This is a genomic window from Streptococcus sp. A11, from assembly GCF_043674225.1.
GTDB classification, from domain to species: Bacteria; Bacillota; Bacilli; order Lactobacillales; family Streptococcaceae; genus Streptococcus; species Streptococcus suis_V.
In genome coordinates this window covers 1-18,001 of the sequence record NZ_JBIMJS010000010.1, presented here as the reverse complement: position 1 = coordinate 18,001, position 18,001 = coordinate 1, and the positions used below count along the sequence as shown (strand labels likewise).

General features: G+C 39.2%; 21 protein-coding genes and 1 pseudogene. 17 read left to right on the top strand and 5 right to left on the bottom strand.

Going from position 1 to position 18,001, the window contains the following annotated elements; translation table 11 throughout:
- Nucleotides 1-62: 62 nt before the first annotated feature.
- Nucleotides 63-827, bottom strand: a complete 765-nt coding sequence (locus tag ACHBIF_RS06855; protein ID WP_394719479.1) for an alpha/beta fold hydrolase — start codon at nucleotides 825-827, stop codon at nucleotides 63-65.
- Between the two features lie 263 nt (nucleotides 828-1,090).
- On the opposite strand from ACHBIF_RS06855, the gene ACHBIF_RS06850 reads away from it, so the two are divergent.
- From ACHBIF_RS06850 to ACHBIF_RS06785, 14 genes are all read left to right on the top strand, one after another.
- On the top strand, nucleotides 1,091-2,287 hold the full coding sequence (locus ACHBIF_RS06850; RefSeq protein WP_105111095.1) for an iron-containing alcohol dehydrogenase: 1,197 nt from the start codon (nucleotides 1,091-1,093) through the stop codon (nucleotides 2,285-2,287).
- Between the two features lie 116 nt (nucleotides 2,288-2,403).
- A complete protein-coding gene (gene pezA / locus ACHBIF_RS06845) occupies nucleotides 2,404-2,880 on the top strand; it encodes a type II toxin-antitoxin system antitoxin PezA (RefSeq protein WP_105111094.1) in 477 nt (158 codons plus the stop codon).
- Nucleotides 2,880-3,656 carry a type II toxin-antitoxin system toxin PezT gene (gene pezT / locus ACHBIF_RS06840; protein ID WP_172063017.1) on the top strand — a complete coding sequence of 259 codons (777 nt, stop codon included), beginning with the start codon at nucleotides 2,880-2,882 and terminating at the stop codon, nucleotides 3,654-3,656. The genes pezA and pezT overlap by 1 nt, the downstream gene beginning before the upstream one ends.
- A 280-nt stretch (nucleotides 3,657-3,936) precedes the next feature.
- Nucleotides 3,937-4,704 (top strand): DeoR/GlpR family DNA-binding transcription regulator, encoded by a 768-nt coding sequence (locus ACHBIF_RS06835; RefSeq protein ID WP_208546422.1) that lies wholly within the window; start codon nucleotides 3,937-3,939, stop codon nucleotides 4,702-4,704.
- 204 nt (nucleotides 4,705-4,908) lie between these two features.
- Nucleotides 4,909-5,331 carry a galactose-6-phosphate isomerase subunit LacA gene (lacA, locus tag ACHBIF_RS06830; protein WP_029180425.1) on the top strand — a complete coding sequence of 141 codons (423 nt, stop codon included), beginning with the start codon at nucleotides 4,909-4,911 and terminating at the stop codon, nucleotides 5,329-5,331.
- Nucleotides 5,332-5,357: 26 nt separating this feature from the next.
- Nucleotides 5,358-5,873 (top strand): galactose-6-phosphate isomerase subunit LacB, encoded by a 516-nt coding sequence (gene lacB, locus ACHBIF_RS06825; protein ID WP_002941130.1) that lies wholly within the window; start codon nucleotides 5,358-5,360, stop codon nucleotides 5,871-5,873.
- 9 nt (nucleotides 5,874-5,882) lie between these two features.
- Nucleotides 5,883-6,815, top strand: a complete 933-nt coding sequence (locus ACHBIF_RS06820) for a tagatose-6-phosphate kinase (RefSeq protein ID WP_394719474.1) — start codon at nucleotides 5,883-5,885, stop codon at nucleotides 6,813-6,815.
- 1 nt (nucleotide 6,816) lies between these two features.
- Complete coding sequence (gene lacD, locus ACHBIF_RS06815; protein WP_125266185.1) at nucleotides 6,817-7,794, top strand: tagatose-bisphosphate aldolase; 978 nt, start codon at nucleotides 6,817-6,819, stop codon at nucleotides 7,792-7,794.
- A gap of 188 nt (nucleotides 7,795-7,982) precedes the next feature.
- Entirely contained in the window at nucleotides 7,983-8,816 is an 834-nt protein-coding gene (locus ACHBIF_RS06810; protein WP_394719472.1) for a PRD domain-containing protein, read from the top strand.
- 31 nt (nucleotides 8,817-8,847) lie between these two features.
- Complete coding sequence (locus ACHBIF_RS06805) at nucleotides 8,848-9,165, top strand: PTS lactose/cellobiose transporter subunit IIA (protein WP_003048451.1); 318 nt, start codon at nucleotides 8,848-8,850, stop codon at nucleotides 9,163-9,165.
- Entirely contained in the window at nucleotides 9,165-10,844 is a 1,680-nt protein-coding gene (locus ACHBIF_RS06800) for a lactose-specific PTS transporter subunit EIIC (protein ID WP_394719468.1), read from the top strand. Before ACHBIF_RS06805 ends, ACHBIF_RS06800 begins: the two co-directional genes overlap by 1 nt.
- 235 nt (nucleotides 10,845-11,079) lie before the next feature.
- Entirely contained in the window at nucleotides 11,080-12,486 is a 1,407-nt protein-coding gene (gene lacG, locus ACHBIF_RS06795; RefSeq protein WP_027973567.1) for a 6-phospho-beta-galactosidase, read from the top strand.
- Between the two features lie 64 nt (nucleotides 12,487-12,550).
- On the top strand, nucleotides 12,551-13,444 hold the full coding sequence (locus ACHBIF_RS06790) for an aldose 1-epimerase family protein (protein WP_394719465.1): 894 nt from the start codon (nucleotides 12,551-12,553) through the stop codon (nucleotides 13,442-13,444).
- A gap of 51 nt (nucleotides 13,445-13,495) precedes the next feature.
- The gene (locus ACHBIF_RS06785) at nucleotides 13,496-14,335 is read left to right on the top strand and encodes a metallophosphoesterase (protein WP_394719463.1); all 840 of its coding nucleotides are present in this window, start codon (nucleotides 13,496-13,498) and stop codon (nucleotides 14,333-14,335) included.
- A gap of 406 nt (nucleotides 14,336-14,741) precedes the next feature.
- Here the strand turns inward: ACHBIF_RS06785 and cadX are convergent, their stop codons facing one another.
- Both cadX and ACHBIF_RS06775 read right to left on the bottom strand, forming a co-directional pair.
- The gene (gene cadX / locus ACHBIF_RS06780) at nucleotides 14,742-15,080 is read right to left on the bottom strand and encodes a Cd(II)/Zn(II)-sensing metalloregulatory transcriptional regulator CadX (protein WP_000711078.1); all 339 of its coding nucleotides are present in this window, start codon (nucleotides 15,078-15,080) and stop codon (nucleotides 14,742-14,744) included.
- Between the two features lie 11 nt (nucleotides 15,081-15,091).
- A complete protein-coding gene (locus ACHBIF_RS06775) occupies nucleotides 15,092-15,706 on the bottom strand; it encodes a CadD family cadmium resistance transporter (protein ID WP_330847470.1) in 615 nt (204 codons plus the stop codon).
- 28 nt (nucleotides 15,707-15,734) lie between these two features.
- Between ACHBIF_RS06775 and ACHBIF_RS06770 the strand changes: the two are divergent.
- Nucleotides 15,735-15,959 (top strand): annotated as a pseudogene (locus tag ACHBIF_RS06770) (FanG protein).
- Nucleotides 15,960-15,998: 39 nt separating this feature from the next.
- On the opposite strand, the gene rpmG reads toward ACHBIF_RS06770, so the two are convergent.
- Entirely contained in the window at nucleotides 15,999-16,148 is a 150-nt protein-coding gene (gene rpmG, locus ACHBIF_RS06765) for a 50S ribosomal protein L33 (RefSeq protein WP_002262412.1), read from the bottom strand.
- A 15-nt stretch (nucleotides 16,149-16,163) separates the two neighbouring features.
- Entirely contained in the window at nucleotides 16,164-16,346 is a 183-nt protein-coding gene (rpmF, locus tag ACHBIF_RS06760; protein ID WP_002937589.1) for a 50S ribosomal protein L32, read from the bottom strand.
- A 265-nt stretch (nucleotides 16,347-16,611) separates the two neighbouring features.
- Between rpmF and ACHBIF_RS06755 the strand changes: the two genes are divergently transcribed.
- Both ACHBIF_RS06755 and ACHBIF_RS06750 read left to right on the top strand, forming a co-directional pair.
- Nucleotides 16,612-17,727, top strand: coding sequence for a vitamin B12 independent methionine synthase (locus ACHBIF_RS06755; protein WP_394719457.1), 1,116 nt, complete (start codon nucleotides 16,612-16,614; stop codon nucleotides 17,725-17,727).
- A 19-nt stretch (nucleotides 17,728-17,746) separates the two neighbouring features.
- On the top strand, nucleotides 17,747-17,971 hold the full coding sequence (locus ACHBIF_RS06750) for a PTS transporter subunit EIIB (RefSeq protein ID WP_394719455.1): 225 nt from the start codon (nucleotides 17,747-17,749) through the stop codon (nucleotides 17,969-17,971).
- Nucleotides 17,972-18,001 lie beyond the last annotated feature (30 nt).

Here is an 18,001-nt window from a genome sequence, read left to right as displayed (position 1 = left end):
TTTAAAACCGTCAAATAATCTACTATATTTTTGAGAAACCTAAGCGCAATTGGTGTGGGGAATCAGATGAAATTCTTCTCGGTCAACCAGGCGCGGATAACAGAGAGGGTTTTGTCTTGGAATTTGCCGGATTCGTACATGTGGTCGGCTCCTGTTAGGGACACGAGCACTGATTCGGCGTAGTTCTGAGCTGTTTTTCTGGCGATGGCGGATACGGTCATCTTGTCTTCGCTGCCCGTGATGACCAGGACTGGACCCGAAATCTTGCTGAAATCCACATAGCCTGCTCTGCTTTTGTCAAAGAAAGGAAAGGCCATCTGAGTGTAAACCTTGCCGGATTCAGGAACCAGGGTCTTGAAGATATCCTCCTTGAGGCTAGGGTCCTGGACGTTGAGGCAATAGGTGAAAAACTCATCCTTGTATGGTGGCATGGGCTTTTTCCAGAAGCCCCAGCGCAGGAAGTGGCGGATGAAACAACGAATCATGGTTGGATAGAGGGCAAAGATGTCGGCGGTAGGGGCAGGTCCCATGAGAATCATGCCGGCGATTTCTGTGCGCTCGGCGACCATTTGTGCCAAGAGACAGCCCAGAGAATGCCCTAGTAGTAGAGGAGGCTCTTCCAGACTTTCGACTAGGGCAACCAAATCATCAGCGTAGTCAGTCAGGCTGACGGCACCAACCTTTTCCATCACTTGCTCAAAGGGTAAGTCGTGGTAGCGCAGGCTAGGCGTGTGAACAATGATTCCCATTTTTTCTAATTTTGTGGCAAATTCTCCCCAGACAGCCCCATCGCACCAGGTTCCGTGAATCAAGATTATATGTTTCATAGACTTTCCTCCAATCATTTTTTCCATTATAACATGTTTGTCATTGGAAACTACCGTGGATGGTTTAACCCGACGACTACCGGGGCAGGTACGGTTAGCTATATCTACCCACCAGCGGATGCTTAGATAAGGGATAGGAAAGAGGTCTTGGCCTCTTTTTGCTTTCCTATCTACAGCAGCTGATTTTTGGAGCCAAGAATGATATACTAAGAGTGTAGCGTTTTCACTAATTTATACATTTCTCGTCGTTGAAAGGAGACATGATGAATAATTTTCGTTTACAGATTCCGACAGACATCCGTTTCGGACGTGACCGCTTAGCTGAATTGCCAGAGGTCTTGGAACAATTCGGCAAGAAGGTACTTTTGGTCTACGGTGGTGGCTCCATCAAGCGCTCTGGTCTCTATGATAAGGTTACGGCCTTGCTGAAAGACAATGATTTTGAGTGGGTGGAGCTGGCAGGTGTCGAGCCCAATCCGCGGATTGATTCAGTCCGTGAAGGTGGAAGGTTGATTCGCGAAAATAGCCTAGACATGCTTTTGGCTGTCGGTGGCGGTTCAGTCGTTGATGCCAGTAAGGTTATGGCTGCGGCAGCTTATTACGATGGTGATGCCTGGGATTTGGTCAAAAATCCTCGCCTGATTGGCCAGGCAGTTCCGATTGTAGATATTCTGACGCTGGCGGCAACTGGTACAGAAATGAACCGTGGGGCTGTGATTTCCAATATGGAGACCAATGAAAAATTGGGTACAGGTGGCTGGGAGCTCATTCCGCGGGCCTCTTTCTTAGATCCGACCTTGACTTACACGGTTTCAAAATGGCAGACGGCAGCTGGTACGGCGGATATGATGAGCCATCTTTTTGAGCAATATTTTAATCGCACAGTTGGAGTGGATGTTCAGGATAGCATTGCAGAGGGCTTGTTGAAGACGGCCATCAAACATGGTCCGGTGGCTCTTGCAGAACCAGAAAATTATGAGGCGCGTGCCAACTTGCTTTGGACCTCGACCCTGGCTTTGAATGGCTTGGTTGCTAGTGGACGTGCGGGCGGTTGGACTTGCCATGCTATCGAGCATGAATTGTCGGCCTATTATGATATTACGCATGGTATTGGTTTGGCTGTCTTGACACCGCGCTGGATGAAATTCTGTGTTGATACTGATCCGACGACACATGCGAAATTTGCAACTTATGCCCGCAATGTTTGGGGACTGACAGACGGTTCAGATGAAGAATTGGCTAGACAGGCTATTGAGAAAACCTACCATTTCTTCAAAAATGAGATGGAAATTCCGATGACCTTGCCTGAAGTAGGTATCCCAGTCCAAGATTTGGTGAGAGAAATGAGCGAGCAGGCTGTGTTGCATGGTCGCTTGGATGGAAATGTTTTTGTGACTCTTTCAGTGGACCATGTGGAAGAGATTATTCTTGCCTCCTTTGTGGAGATGGAGGAGTTTTAGGCCTAAGTAGGTTTAAAAAGAGCACGAGAGCTATTTTGTGAAAAAAAATCGATTAAAAACGCACCAAATTTGGTGCGTTTTGTGTTACAATAAAACTAAGAATAGGGGGAAAGGCTATGATTGGAGACAATATAAAATCACTACGCCATACACACGATTTAACACAACCAGAATTTGCGAAAATGGTGGGGATTTCACGCAATAGCCTGAGTCGCTATGAAAATGGCACCAGCACCGTATCAACAGAGCTTATCGACCGCATTTGTCAGAAATTTAACGTCTCTTATGTCGATATTGTAGGGGAGGATAAGATGCTAACACCTGTTGAAGATTACCAACTGACTTTAAAAATAGAAGTGATAAAAGAACGTGGAGCAGCCATTTTATCACAGCTTTATAGATACCAGGATAGTCAAGAGATTGCTTTTGATGATGAAGCGAATCCTTGGATTTTGATGAGTGATGACTTGGCTGAATTGATCAATACGAAAATTTACCTTGTCGATACCTTCGATGAAATCGAGCGTTACAATGGTTATTTAGATGGTATTGAGCGGATGTTAGAGATGGTGCATCATCGGGTGGTGGTTTAATGAGATTGGAAGAATTTAGTGAGGCTGACTTTCAGAAGGCTTTACAGCGAACCATTCGGGCTTTAACCCGAGGAAAGATGATTCCAGATCGATCGAAAGCTATCTTGCTTGGAGGACAAAGCGGGGCTGGTAAGACGACTATTCATCGTATCAAGCAAAAAGAATTTCAAGGTAATATCATTATCATCGATGGTGATAGCTGCCGTTCTCAGCATCCCAACTACTTAGCCCTGCAAGAAGAGTATGGCAAGGACAGCGTGGACTATACCAAGGGATTTGCAGGAAAAATGGTAGAACAGTTGGTTGATGAACTCAGCACGCAAGGCTATCATTTGCTGATTGAGGGAACCTTGCGAACTACTCAAGTTCCTCGTCAGACTGCTCAATTATTAGCATCAAAAGGCTACCAAGTTTCCTTAGCTATTATCGGTACCAAACCAGAATTGTCCTATCTCAGCACCTTGATTCGTTACGAAGAACTTTATGCCATCGATCCCAATCAGGCCAGAGCAACACCAAAAGAACACCATGATGGGATTGTAGAGAACTTGGTGGATAACTTGAGGGAGTTAGAAAGTGAGAAACTCTTTGAACGAATTCAAATTTACCAAAGAGATAGAACTTGTATATATGATTCTGAATCAGATGAAGGTTCCGTAGCAGAAGTGTTACAAGAGTGTCTCTTTGGAAAATGGAGTAAGGTAGAGGAAGAGATGATGAAGTTTGGACAGGAACGGTTGAGGGAGATGAGTAAAAGTAATGGAAACGATGTATAGTTATATACAGTATCTTATATTCTAGAACATAGGATTACTTTATACGAAGCTTTAAAAGTAAAGATAGTTGGTGCTTCTAAAACGGGTAATCCCTATGTATCAATTGTTAATCAATAGTAACCTTTATCAAAGAATGGCTGGGCTCTATCTTAATGATGTAAAAAAATTCTGAACGGAGATTTTGATAAGAAGCTTCAATTCACCTAGAACAAATGTTCAAAATTCCAACATATTCTTGTTGATTTTTGATATAATGTAAAAAAACAACAAAGGATTAAACATGAATAAACGAGAACGACTAGAAGAAATTACACGTTTGGTAAACAAAAAAGGTACGGTACGAATTTCTGAGATTGTTGAATTGCTAAATGTTACTGATATGACAGTTCGACGTGATTTTATAGAATTGGAAGAGCAAGGAGTTCTAACCAAAATCCATGGCGGTGCTAGAAGTAATAAGGCTTTTCAATACCGGGAATTTTCCCATTCTGAGAAACACATTCAAAATAAGGAAGCCAAGCAAGAGATAGCAGAAAGGGCAGCACAACTGATAGAAGATGGAGACACGGTATTTTTAGGTCCAGGAACAACAGTGGCCTTTCTGGCTGAGGCCATTAAAAATCCTCGTCTAACTGTCATCACAAACTGTATGCCTGTTTTTACCATCTTATCTCAAAAGAAGACAGAGGATTTTCAAGTCTTTCTCTTAGGAGGAGAATATCGCCAAGTGACAGAATCTTTTGTAGGAGAAATTACCAATACAAGTTTAGAAAAAATGCGATTCAGCAAGATTTTCTTTTCAGGTAACGGACTTAAGGGAACTGATGTCATGACCTCTACCCTAGCCGAAGCCTATACGCAAAATATTGCCATTAAACATTCTTTAGAAAAATACCTACTGCTAGATGCTTCGAAAATTGGAAAAGATGATTTTACTTCCTTTTGTGATTTGAATGACGTAACTGCACTAGTGACAGATATGAATGCAAAGGATGAAAATTACCAATTATTACATAACCACATTGAAATTATTTCTACAAAATCATAAAATAATCAAAACCAACAGTAAAATGTTGGTTTTTTGTTTATATACGAAAAAAATAAACAAAAATTAAACAAAATATGTTGACTTCATGTTTGTTTTGTTGTATAATTTAAACATAAAAAGCGAAAACGCTTTTCTAAGTTTTGCAAAACAAAGATTTTCTGCCACATATGGCTACAACTTTCTATGTTTGTTAGGAGATAGGTTATGACAATCATTATCGGTGCTGATCCAGCGGGCTCAAAACTAAAAGACCTTATTAAAGATTATTTACAAGAAAAATCATATGACTTTAAAGATGTCAGTGATGGAAGTGATTTTGTTGATACTACTTTGGCGGTAGTTGCAGCAGTCAATCAAGAGGAAGGAAATCTTGGTATTGTGATTGATGCTTATGGTGTTGGTCCATTTATGACCGCAACTAAAGTCAAAGGCATGATCGCTGCAGAAGTTTCAGACGAACGTTCTGCCTATATGACAAGAGGACACAACAATTCGCGTATTATTACAATCGGTAGTGAGATTGTAGGAGAAGGAATTGCCAAAAATATCGTTAAAGGATTTGTTGAAGGTGAGTATGATGGCGGCCGTCACCAAATTCGTGTTGATATGCTAAATAAAATGTGCTAATTGTTGTAAATAAAGGAGAATAAGAGATGAAAATTGCAATCGGTTGTGACCACATTGTAACGTATGAAAAAATCGCTGTGGTAGATTATTTGAAAAATCAAGGATATGAAGTATTGGACTTTGGGACTTATGACAATGTTCGTACTCATTACCCAATCTTTGGTAAAAAAGTTGGCGAAGCTGTTGCAAGCGGACAAGCAGATTTGGGAATTTGTATTTGTGGAACAGGTGTTGGAATCAACAATGCTGTAAACAAGGTTCCTGGTGTTCGATCAGCCCTGGTTCGTGATATGACCTCTGCACTCTATGCAAAAGAAGAGTTAAACGCCAACGTCATTGGTTTTGGAGGAAAGATTACAGGTGAGTTGCTCATGTGCGACATCATTGAAGCCTTCATTAAAGCAGAATACAAACCAACTGAAGCAAACAAACGTTTAATCGAAAAGATTGCTGCAGTTGAAACGCTCAATCAAGAGCAGGCTAATCCAGAGTTCTTTACGGAATTTCTTGAAAAGTGGGATCGTGGAGAATACCACGACTAGGAGGCTCACATGATTTTGACGATCACATTAAATCCGTCGGTTGATATTGCCTATCAATTGGATACCTTTCATTTGGATACTGTCAATAGAGTAGAAAAAGTCCAAAAAACAGCTGGAGGCAAGGGGCTCAATGTGACACGGGTTTTGAAACAAATCGGTGAAGATGTTGTGGCAACTGGCTTTATCGGTGGTGAACTTGGAAATTATGTAAAGAAACAACTCACTCGAAATGATATTAAAAATTCCTTTGTGGAAATTGGGAATGAGACACGTAATTGCATTGCGGTTCTTCATGATGGCCAACAGACGGAGATTTTAGAACAAGGACCAACTATTCAAGAACATGAAGCCTTGAATTTTATCGAACACCTCGAAATTATTCTGAACAATGTAGATGTAGTTGTTATTTCAGGAAGTTTGCCTAAGGGACTTGCTAGCAATTATTATGTCGAGATTGTAGAACTTTGTAAAAAATACGGTGTAGCTGTTGTTTTGGATTGTTCTGGTGAGGCGCTGAAAAACGTTTTAGAAAGCCAGCAGAAGCCGACAGTTATTAAGCCGAATACAGAGGAGTTATCACAACTGATTGGTAAAGAAGTTACTGATGATACTCAAGAGTTGAAATCAGTTTTGTCTGGTCAACTTTTTCAAGGAATTGAGTGGATAGTCGTCTCATTAGGAGCAAAGGGGGCTTTTGCTAAGCACAATGACAAGTTCTATCGTGTCAGAATTCCAAAAATCAAAGTCGTCAATCCAGTAGGATCAGGAGATTCAACTGTTGCAGGTATTGCAGCAGGTTTGGTACATGCTTTACCTGATGCAGAATTATTAAAAAATGCTAATGTTTTAGGCATGTTAAATGCCCAGGAAGAACAGACAGGTTACGTCAATTTAGATAATGCAGAATCGTTGTATTCTCAAATCGAAGTCGAAGAGGTATAATATGGTAGTAACAGCAGACAAAAGAAAATACATGGAAAAGGTAAGCAATGAAGCAGGTATTATTTCAGCTTTAGCTTTTGACCAACGTGGAGCCCTGAAAAAAATGATGGCAAAACATCAGACAGAAGAACCTACTGTGGAGCAGATGGAAGAACTAAAGAAACTAGTTTCAGAAGAATTAACACAGTTTTCTTCCTCAATTCTGTTAGACCCTGAATTTGGTTTGCCAGCATCAAGCGCCCGTGACGAACAGTGCGGTTTGCTTTTGGCTTATGAAAAAACTGGCTATGATACCAGCTCTACTAGTCGATTACCAGATTGCCTAGTAGAGTGGTCTGTAAAACGACTAAAAGAAGAAGGGGCAGATGCGATTAAGTTTCTACTCTACTATGACGTTGATGGTGATCCATATGTCAACCTTCAAAAACATGCCTATATTGAACGCTTGGGTTCAGAATGTCAGGCTGAAGGTTTACCATTCTTCTTGGAAATTTTGAGCTATGATGAAACGATTGAAGACAATGCCAGTGTGGAATTTGCAAAAGTCAAACCTCGAAAAGTAAATGAAGCCATGAAAGTCTTTTCGGATGAACGTTTTGGAGTAGATGTTCTCAAGGTAGAAGTACCTGTAAACATGAATTTTGTAGAAGGCTTTGGAACAGGGGAAGTCGTCTATACAAAAGAAGAAGCAGCTGAATATTTCCGTCAACAAGAAGCATCAACTCATTTGCCATACATTTATCTAAGTGCAGGTGTTTCTGCTAAGCTTTTCCAAGATACTTTGGTGTTTGCACATGAAGCAGGTGCTAAATTTAACGGTGTTCTCTGTGGTCGTGCAACATGGGCAGGTGTTGTGCCAGTCTATATTGAACAAGGTGAAGAAGCTGCACGTGAATGGTTACGTACTGTTGGTCGTGAAAATATTGAGGGACTTGATGCAGTCTTGTCTCAAACAGCAACTTCTTGGCTAGAAAAATAATTGAAAAAATAACCATTTTCTTAAAAGAAAGGGTTTACATTTTCTGAGAATATGCTATAATAATCTCATCAGCAAGAATAGAGTGGATTGTAACTAATTCGATTAGGCAAGACTACAAATGGATTTGAGAGTAGGATATTCTCGGTTTGTTTGTAGTCTTTTTTTGATTAAAAATATAGGAGGGATATATGTTTAGGATTATACAGTCACTAAATAATAACGCTGCCCTGGTGAAAAATGAACATGGGGAACAGGCAGTCGTGATGGGATTAGGTATAACCTTTCAAAAGAAAAAAGGGGATTTAATTGTTAAGGACAAGATAGAAAATATTTTTTCACTAAAAAATGATGAGGCCAAAGAAAATTTTCTAACCTTATTAAAAGATATACCATTAGATTTTATTTCGGCAACCTACACGGTTATTAATCATCTGGTAGAAACTTATCATTATCCTGTACAAGAATATCTATATGTGACACTGACAGATCATATCTATTGTGCATATCAGGCGGTTTTAAAGAATAGTTATCAAGAAAGTAGACTGCCCAATATTTCAGCCGAATATCCATTGGAATATAAAATGGCGCGTGAAGCCTTAGCTATGTTTCGTGAAAAGTTGCTAAAAGATTTTCCAAATGATGAGATTGGTAGAATTGCACTTCACTTAATTAATGCAAAGGGTGAAACCATTCATCCCACAAGTGAAGAACAGGACATCAGCAAAAAAATGATAGCAGATGTTGAACAAATTCTAACGGAGAATGGGATTAAACGCACAAAAGAAAATAGCAATTTTTATGATCGTTTTATGATCCATTTGTCCTATTTTCTGAATTACTTAGATCGATCCCATCAGTCAAATGAATCGATTGCTAGTTTGGAACAGTATATCAAGCTCCAGAATCCAAGAGCTTATCAAATAGGTAGTCAGATTTTTGAGATGATTACATCATTGGTTGATGAACCTGTAAATGACAGTGAAAGGTTCTATATTGTGTTACATATTCAACGGTTATTGTAAATCAATTCAATTTTAAAAGGAGGTTCATATTATGAACAGAGAAGAAATTACGTTATTAGGTTTTGAGATTGTTGCGTTCGCTGGTGATGCTCGTTCTCGTTTGATGGAGGCACTGGCTGCTGCTCAAAAAGGTGATTATGCAAAAGCAGAAGAACTAGTTGAAGCTGCCAATGCTTGTATTGTTGAAGCCCATCATGCTCAGACTAGCTTGTTGCAAAAAGAAGCGGCTGGTGAGGATTTAGCCTTTAGTGTGACACTTATGCATGGTCAAGACCATCTCATGACAACATTGTTATTGAAAGACATGATGAGTCATATGATTGAACTGTACAAACGAGGTGATAAGTAATGAATAAATTGATTGAATTTATTGAGAAAGGGAAGCCTTTCTTTGAAAAGATTTCGAGAAACCCTTATTTAAGGGCTATCCGTGATGGTTTTATCGCAGCTATGCCAGTTATCTTATTCTCAAGTATCTTTCTATTGGTAGCTTTCGTGCCGAATATCTTTGGATTTACTTGGTCTGATGAAGCAGTTGCGGCTATCATGAAACCTTACGGCTACACAATGGGGATTGTAGCTGTCCTAGTTGCAGGAACGACTGCAAAATCTTTGACAGACGCTTTTAACCGTCAATTGCCAAAAACCAATCAAATCAACTTCATTTCAACCATGATTGCCTCAATTTCAGGTTTCCTATTACTGGCTTCTGACGGTATTGAAGGTGGGTTTGCCAATGGTTACATGGGAACTAAGGGTCTTTTGACAGCCTTTCTAGCCGCCTTCATTACAGTTAATATCTATAAGGTCTGCGTGAAAAACAATGTCACCATTCGTATGCCAGATGAAGTTCCACCGAACGTATCCCAGGCATTTAAAGATGTGATTCCATATGCATTGTCTATCTTTGTCTTGTATGGAATCGATCTTGTAACACGTCAATTCCTTGGAACAAACGTTGCTGAGGCTATTCTAAAATTATTTGAGCCATTATTTACAGCAGCAGACGGTTATGTGGGTATTACCATTATCTTTGGTGCCTATGCCTTGTTCTGGTTTGTAGGGATTCATGGTCCATCAATTGTTGAACCAGCAATTGCAGCCATTACCTATGCCAATATTGAAACCAACTTCCAACTTTTACAGGCGGGTCAACACGCGGATAAAATCCTGACTTCAGGTACTCAAATGTTTATCGTGACAATGGGTGGTACTGGTGCTACCTTGGTTGTGCCATTCATGTTTATGTGGTTGACTAAGTCTAAACGAAACAAAGCAATTGGACGTGCTTCAGTTGTTCCAACATTCTTTGGTGTAAACGAACCAATCTTGTTTGGTGCACCACTTGTACTTAACCCAGTATTCTTTGTTCCATTCATCTTAGCTCCAATTGCTAACGTATGGATTTTCAAATTCTTTGTTGATACGCTAAAAATGAACAGTTTCAGCGTTAACTTGCCATGGACAACTCCAGGACCATTGGGGATTGTAATGGGAACAAACTTTGCTCCACTAGCCTTTGCACTAGCTATCTTGTTGGTAGTTGTCGATGTACTTATCTATTATCCATTCTTGAAAGTTTATGATGAGCAGATTCTCGCTGAAGAACAATCAGGGAAAGTTGAAAGTAGCTTGAAAGAGAAAGTGGCGGCTAACTTTAATACTGCCAAAGCGGATGCTATTCTTGAAAAAGCTGCAGTCGATACCGAAATTTCTGAACAAACAAATGTTTTGGTACTTTGTGCAGGGGGCGGTACAAGTGGATTGCTTGCCAACGCTCTAACTAAAGCCGCCAAAGAATACGGCGTTCCAGTCACAGCGACAGCAGGAAGCTATGGTGCTCACCGTGAGATTTTGCCAGAATATCAATTAGTTATCCTTGCACCTCAAGTGGCATCGAACTACGATGATATAAAACAAGAAACTGATGCATTGGGCATTAAACTTGCCAAAACTGAAGGGGCTCAATACATTAAACTCACTCGTGATGGTCAAGGTGCTCTTGACTTTGTCAAACAACAGTTCTAGAACCTGTATTCACAGTTCAGCACTCCCATCTAAGGCTAGTTTTTCAGCTACTCATCGTTAGTTTTTTTCAAAATACAGTCAGTATTCCCTCAAAAAACTGCCTTGATTAGCGAAAAACTATCTCTTATATACAAGCACTTCACTTGTGAATACAGGTTCTTAATCAAAAGGGGAGGGAGTAATAAATCTCCAACTCCTACCCCTTTATTTATTTTTGATAGAAGAAGGTAGGCATATGGTTAAAACATTACCGAAAGATTTTATATTTGGTGGAGCAACTGCTGCATATCAGGCAGAGGGTGCTACACAGACGGATGGAAAAGGTCGTGTTGCGTGGGACAAGTATCTAGAAGATAATTACTGGTACACTGCGGAACCAGCTTCTGATTTTTATAATCGTTATCCAGTTGATTTAGAACTAAGTGAACAGTTTGGTGTGAATGGCATTCGTATTTCGATTGCGTGGTCTCGTATCTTCCCAACAGGCTTTGGAGAAGTGAATCCAAAAGGAGTAGAGTATTACCATAAATTATTTGCGGAATGCCATAAACGTCATGTAGAACCATTTGTAACGCTTCACCATTTTGATACACCAGAAACGCTACATTCTAATGGTGACTTTCTAAATCGAGAAAATATTGAGCACTTCGTCAATTACGCAGCGTTTTGCTTCAAAGAATTCCCCGAAGTTAATTACTGGACAACCTTTAATGAAATCGGTCCAATTGGTGATGGGCAATATCTAGTTGGGAAGTTCCCACCAGGGATTCAGTATGACTTAGCTAAGGTATTCCAATCTCACCACAATATGATGGTTTCACATGCCAAGGCAGTTAAGCTCTACAAGGATGCTGGTTATAGTGGAGAAATTGGTGTTGTACATGCATTGCCAACGAAATATCCTTATGATCCAAGCAATCCTGACGATGTTCGTGCAGCGGAACTAGAAGATATTATCCATAATAAATTTATTCTCGATGCTACATACTTGGGTTACTATTCTGAAAAAACGCTTGAAGGTGTTCGACATATTCTGAAAGTGAATGGTGGGGAATTAGACCTTCGTGATGAAGACTTCGCTGCCTTAGATGCCGCAAAAGATTTGAACGACTTCTTGGGCATCAATTACTATATGAGTGATTGGATGAGGGCTCATGACGGTGAGACTGAAATTATCCATAATGGTAAAGGTGAAAAGGGAAGTTCTAAATATCAAATCAAAGGAGTTGGTCGTAGAGAGTCCCCAGTTGATATTCCAAAAACGGACTGGGATTGGATTATCTATCCGCAAGGCCTTTATGATCAAATCATGCGTGTGAAAAATGACTATCCAAACTATAAGAAAATCTACATCACTGAAAACGGCCTAGGCTATAAAGATGAGTTTGTAGATGGTACAGTCTATGACGATGGTCGAATCGATTACGTGAAAAAGCATTTAGAAGTGATTTCAGATGCTATCTCAGATGGTGCCAATGTTAAAGGTTATTTCATCTGGTCCTTGATGGATGTATTTTCTTGGTCAAATGGATACGAGAAACGATATGGTTTGTTCTATGTTGACTTTGAGACCCAAGAACGTTATCCAAAGAAAAGTGCTTATTGGTATAAAAAAGTAGCGGAAACACAGGTTATTGAATAAAACTAATACAAGGATGCCTAGCTCAAGTTAGCATCCTTGTTTTCATATAAGGGAGGCAGTTTTTATGCTCGAATTAAAAAATGAGAACTTAACAGTACAATTTTCTGAATTAGGTGGTCAAATTATTTCTATTAAAGACAAGGATGGTATCGAATATCTTTGGCAAGGAGATCCGGCCTATTGGAGCGGTCAAGCACCAGTTCTATTTCCGATTTGTGGAAGTTTACGAAATGACTGGGCTATCTATGAACCTGCAGAAAGACCGACATTTACAGGCACAATTCCAAGGCATGGACTTGTGCGAAAAATGCTGTTCAAAAATGTAAATAGCACTGAAAACTCTTTGGAATTTTCTATTTCATCAAACGAAGAAACCGTAAAAAATTACCCTTTTGAATTTGAACTTTCCATTACTTACTCACTACTTGGCAATACAATTCGAACTGAATATCGGGTGAAAAACCTTGAGGGACATAGAAAGCTACCTTACTTTATTGGGGGTCACCCAGGTTTTAATTGTCCCTTGTTGGATGGTGAGAGTTATGAAGACTATTATTTAGAATTTGAAAAAGTAGAATCTTGTACAGTACCTAGAAGTTTTCCAGAAACTGGCTTACTTGATCTGCGAGACCGCCGGCCATTCTTGGAAAATCAAAAGACCTTGGACTTGTCCTATAAACTGTTTGAGCATGATGCGATAACATTGGATCAATTAGCATCACGAAAGGTAACCTTGAAATCAAAAAATCATCAGAAGAAACTTTCGATTGCATTTGATGATTTTCCATATTTAGTGATTTGGTCAACTACAAATCAGAGTCCCTTTATCGCATTAGAACCATGGAGCGGACTCTCTACTTCATTGGATGAATCTGATATTTTCAATGCCAAACGAAATATTAGTTACGTTGCTCCAAAAGAGGTTGATACAAAATATTTTGATATTATTATTGAGTAACCTTTTGAAAATGTTTGTTCGTTACAGAAATTTGCTAAAATAGTTCGAATAATGAAAAAACTAAAAAATATTAAGCCACGATGGTTTGTTTTTATTTGTATCCTAATTTTTCTTGCTTTAGGTTTTGACAGTCGGCTTCAAGTAACTCATTACAGGCTTGCTAGTCCCAAAATATCTCAGCCAATCAGACTTGCTCTAATCACTGATTTACACTCATCAAATTACGGTAAAAATCAGATACAAATCTTGGAAACATTAGAGAAAGAAAAGCCAGATATCATTTTATTGGGTGGAGATATTTTTGATGATGAACTTTCTGACAGAAAAACTCTAGAATTGTTAAGCGGGATAGGAAAATTTAATCATACTTACTATGTGTCAGGTAATCATGAAATATGGAGTAATCGATATGATCAGATGCTGGAACATCTAAGACAACAGAATGTGGTCGTATTATCTGGAGATAGTAGTAGAGTTGATGTAAGGGGGCAGTCCATCACTATTTCAGGCATTGATGATCCTGAATATTTTCAAAAGTATGATACTAGTGAGAATTTGCTAGACCAACTTGAAGACATAAAAGGGAAGCAAATAAGCACTGACTTTCAAGTTTTACTAGCGCACCGGCCAGAACTAATTGACACATATCAAAAGTATGGATTTGATTTAGTGTTATCTGGTCATGCGCATGGAGGACAATGGAGAGTGCCTTATTTGATTAATGGTGTATTCGCGCCTAATCAAGGTTTTCTTCCGAAATATGCAGGTGGTTTATATGAAGTTGAAAATTCGCATTTTATTGTAAGCAGGGGTCTGGCCAAAGAATCTACACGAGTACCAAGATTCTTTAATCACCCAGAAATTATCATTGTAGATCTTGTTAATCCGTAACTTCACTTCTTTCAAATCACTCAAAAACCCACTGACTTAATTAGCCAGTGGGTTTTATTACTTATCCGAATCAAAAACTTATTTCAAAAAAGGTAGAGAAAAAGATAGTGATTCGACTGATTTATACTGCAATGTAATGAAAATAAAAATTTCAAAAGTCGCTTAAAATCAAGGTTTCTACCGCCAATTGACGTGTAGTGAATCCCTATTTCACATCAGTAAAGATTAAGTATTGTCTATTTTAGCTGTTAGAAACGTTTATATATCAACGTTTTTGTAATGTTCCTTAGCAAAAGGTAGAGTGAATGGTAGAGTAGTTATTGCGTTAGTTCAGCAATCTTTTCAAGATAAATACCCACAACTTCTAACATTCGTTGAGGTGCTAATTCAGCGTAAGTATCCATTGTTATCCTAGTTGATTAAAAAAATCTCTGATTTCCTCATCTTTTATAAAATAATATATAATTTTCCCCTCTCTTCTAGTGTCCAAGATGTTTTGATTGGCTAGTTTACGAAGATGGTGGGAGGCAGATGCCATACTGAGATTTAGTAAACAGGCTATATCGCAGACACAGAGTTCTTCGACGGCAAGGAGATAAAAGATGATATTTATCTGTTTATTATCGGTAAATTTTGATAAAATGCGAAGTGATTTTTGGACTTTTTCCTTTTCAAGGTAGTTCGTTGCGGTTGTAACATTTTGTTGATTAATAACATCCACTTGACAGATACTATCTTTTTTCATAATTTTTTCTCCTAGCCTAACACAGCCCATAGCATGTCAAAGCTGTTGTTTTCAATCAGGATATACATCCCCAATCCTAAATAGACAACGGCAATAAACCATCTACTATATTTTTCCAAAGTTTCTCCAACAGAAGGGACTTGTGCCAATTTTTGGGCAGAAAAAACCAAGAGATAAATCATGACTAGAAAGGTAAGTAAAGCCACTATCAAATTCGCTAAATTTAAGGTGGTAAAATATGGGACAAAGACACCAATATTGTCAGCGCCACAACTTGCAAAAGTAATCATAGCGACTAGAAAAATCAGGTTTTTATTGTCTTTTCGCAAACCATCTTTTGCAATAGCTTCTCCATCAGAATCTCCTAAAAGCAAAACTTTGAGGCCTAGGAAAATTGGAATCAAACCGAGTAAACCTAAAATCTCTTTACTAGGAATATAATTTAAGACAAATGCAAAAAGCAAACTTAGCAATATTAGACTAACAGAGCCTAGAAATTGTCCTAAATAGATGTTAATAATGTCTTTTCTGCTTTTTCTTTTGGCAAAAAATAACATTAGGATAATAAGTAAGTCTACGGCTGTCCCAGAATAAAGGATTATTGAAGTAACAACATTTTGAATCATAAAACACCTCATTCAAATATATTTTTGAATGAATTATAACATTAAACTTTGTAGATGTCAACTTCAGCTCCACCAAAATATAGATAAGAAGTTAGTGTACCAAATATAAAAAAGCCCTGCCATCCAAATGATAACAGGGCTTAACTTCAATATCCAAATGATATATTCATCTAAAAAAGGTAGAGTAAAAGGTAGAGTTCTTATTGATTTATATTGCAATGTAATGAACTTCAAAAATTCAAAAATCGCTTAAAATCAATGTTTTGACGTCTAATGACGTGTAGTGAACCCCTTACTTAACCTCAGTAAAAATAACGTGTTTACGCAATTTTGGTGAGTATTTTTTCAATTGAAGACGGTCTGGAGTGTTACGTTTGTTTTTTGAAGTAAGGTACAAACGCTCACCAGATTCTTTGTGTTCAAGTGTAATATTTACGCGCATGGTATCTCCCTTCTATTATTCAGCTGAAGCAGCTTTAGCGATTTTACGTCCTTTATAGTATCCTTTCAAAGATACACGGTGTGAACGTGAGTAATCTCCAGTAGTTTCATCAAATTTCACAGTTGGAGCTGCTACTTTATAGTGAGTACGACGTTTGTTTTTCTTCGCTTTTGAAGTGCGACGTGCAGGTACTGCCATTTCGATTTTCCTCCATTAAAATGCGAGCTGACGCTCGGCTCTTATCATAAATATAGTGTATGACTTTCGCCAACTTTAACAGTATATCAAAACTTTTTTGTAAAGTAAAGTTACTTGACAGATTTTTTTCTATTTTTTGCCATCAAGCAAGGTGAATGGTCAGATATAGCAAAAAACTATCGAAATGTATAGAAAATATATATTTTACAATTATAGCTTTTGGGAATAAAATGAAACTATCAAAATTTTTCAAGGAGTTTTCATCATGTCAAAAACACATTACCATTTCGATCATGTCGGTTCTTATCTTCGTCCACAAGCTTTGAAGGATGCCCGTGAGCAATTCGCCCAAGGCAAAATCAGCCACGAAGCCCTGCTCGCTATTCAGGACAAATTGGTCGCTGAATTGGTCCATCACCAGGTTGACAATGGGCTCAAGGTAGTTTCTGACGGCGAGTTCGGCCGTTCTTGGTGGCACCTGGACTTCCTCTGGGAATTGACAGGGTTCGAAGCTTACTTGCAGGAGGATTCTTACAAGTTTCACGGGGCTAAGACTCGCACGACCAATGTCCGCCTCAATGGCAAGGTAGCTGAAAATCCAGACCACCCGTTTTACCGTGATTTCCAATACCTTCAGTCCATCGTGCCTGAGGGAGTTACACCAAAGGTGACTATTCCAAGCCCGTCACTGGTTATCAAGCGTGACCATCGCAGCGATCTCTATGCGGATTACTATGAAAATTGGAGTGATTTCCTAGACGGTTTGGCAAAAGCCTATCATGATACCATTCAGCATTTTTATGATCTGGGTGCCCGCTATGTTCAATTGGACGACACAACCTGGGCTTATTTGATTCAGCAATTGGAGACCTATCATGACCAACAGGAAAAACGGGCGGAATTTGAGCAGATTGCTGAAGATGATGTCTACGTGATCAATAAGGCCTTGGAGGGCCTGCCAGAGGATTTGACGGTGGCGACCCATATCTGTCGAGGCAACTTCAAGTCAACCTACCTTTTTGAAGGAAGCTACCAGACGGTTGCCAAGTATCTAGGCCAACTCAACTATGACATCTTCTTCTTAGAATATGACGATGAGCGTTCAGGCGATTTTTCACCGATTGTGGACATCTGGAATGGCCGTGAGAATGTCGAATTGGTGCTGGGTGTGATTACATCTAAAGATCCTCAGTTAGAGGATATTGATGCGGTGGTTGCCCGTATTGAAGAAGCAGCGAAATTGATTCCACTCAAGAACATTGGCATCTCAACCCAGTGCGGCTTTGCTTCTACGGAAGAAGGAAATATTCTGACTGAGGAAGACGAGTGGAAAAAATTACAATTGATTAAGACGATTACGGACAAGGTCTGGGGAAATTAGGAGAGAAAAAGGAGATAGGATGGGTCATAGGGATTTAGGAAGAGCGATTTTAGAAGGTGTAGGAGGCAAGGCCAATGTGTCCAGTCTGACCCATTGTGCGACACGCCTGCGTTTTGCCTTGGTGGATAAGTCTAAGGCAGACCAAGCTGGCCTGGAACAGTTAGAGGGTGTTTTGGGTGTGATTGATAAGGGTGGTCGGTTCTGTTGCAAAGTTTTAAATCTACTATCAAATAAGGTAGAATAATAGAAAAAGATAGCAGGAGGAATGACGATG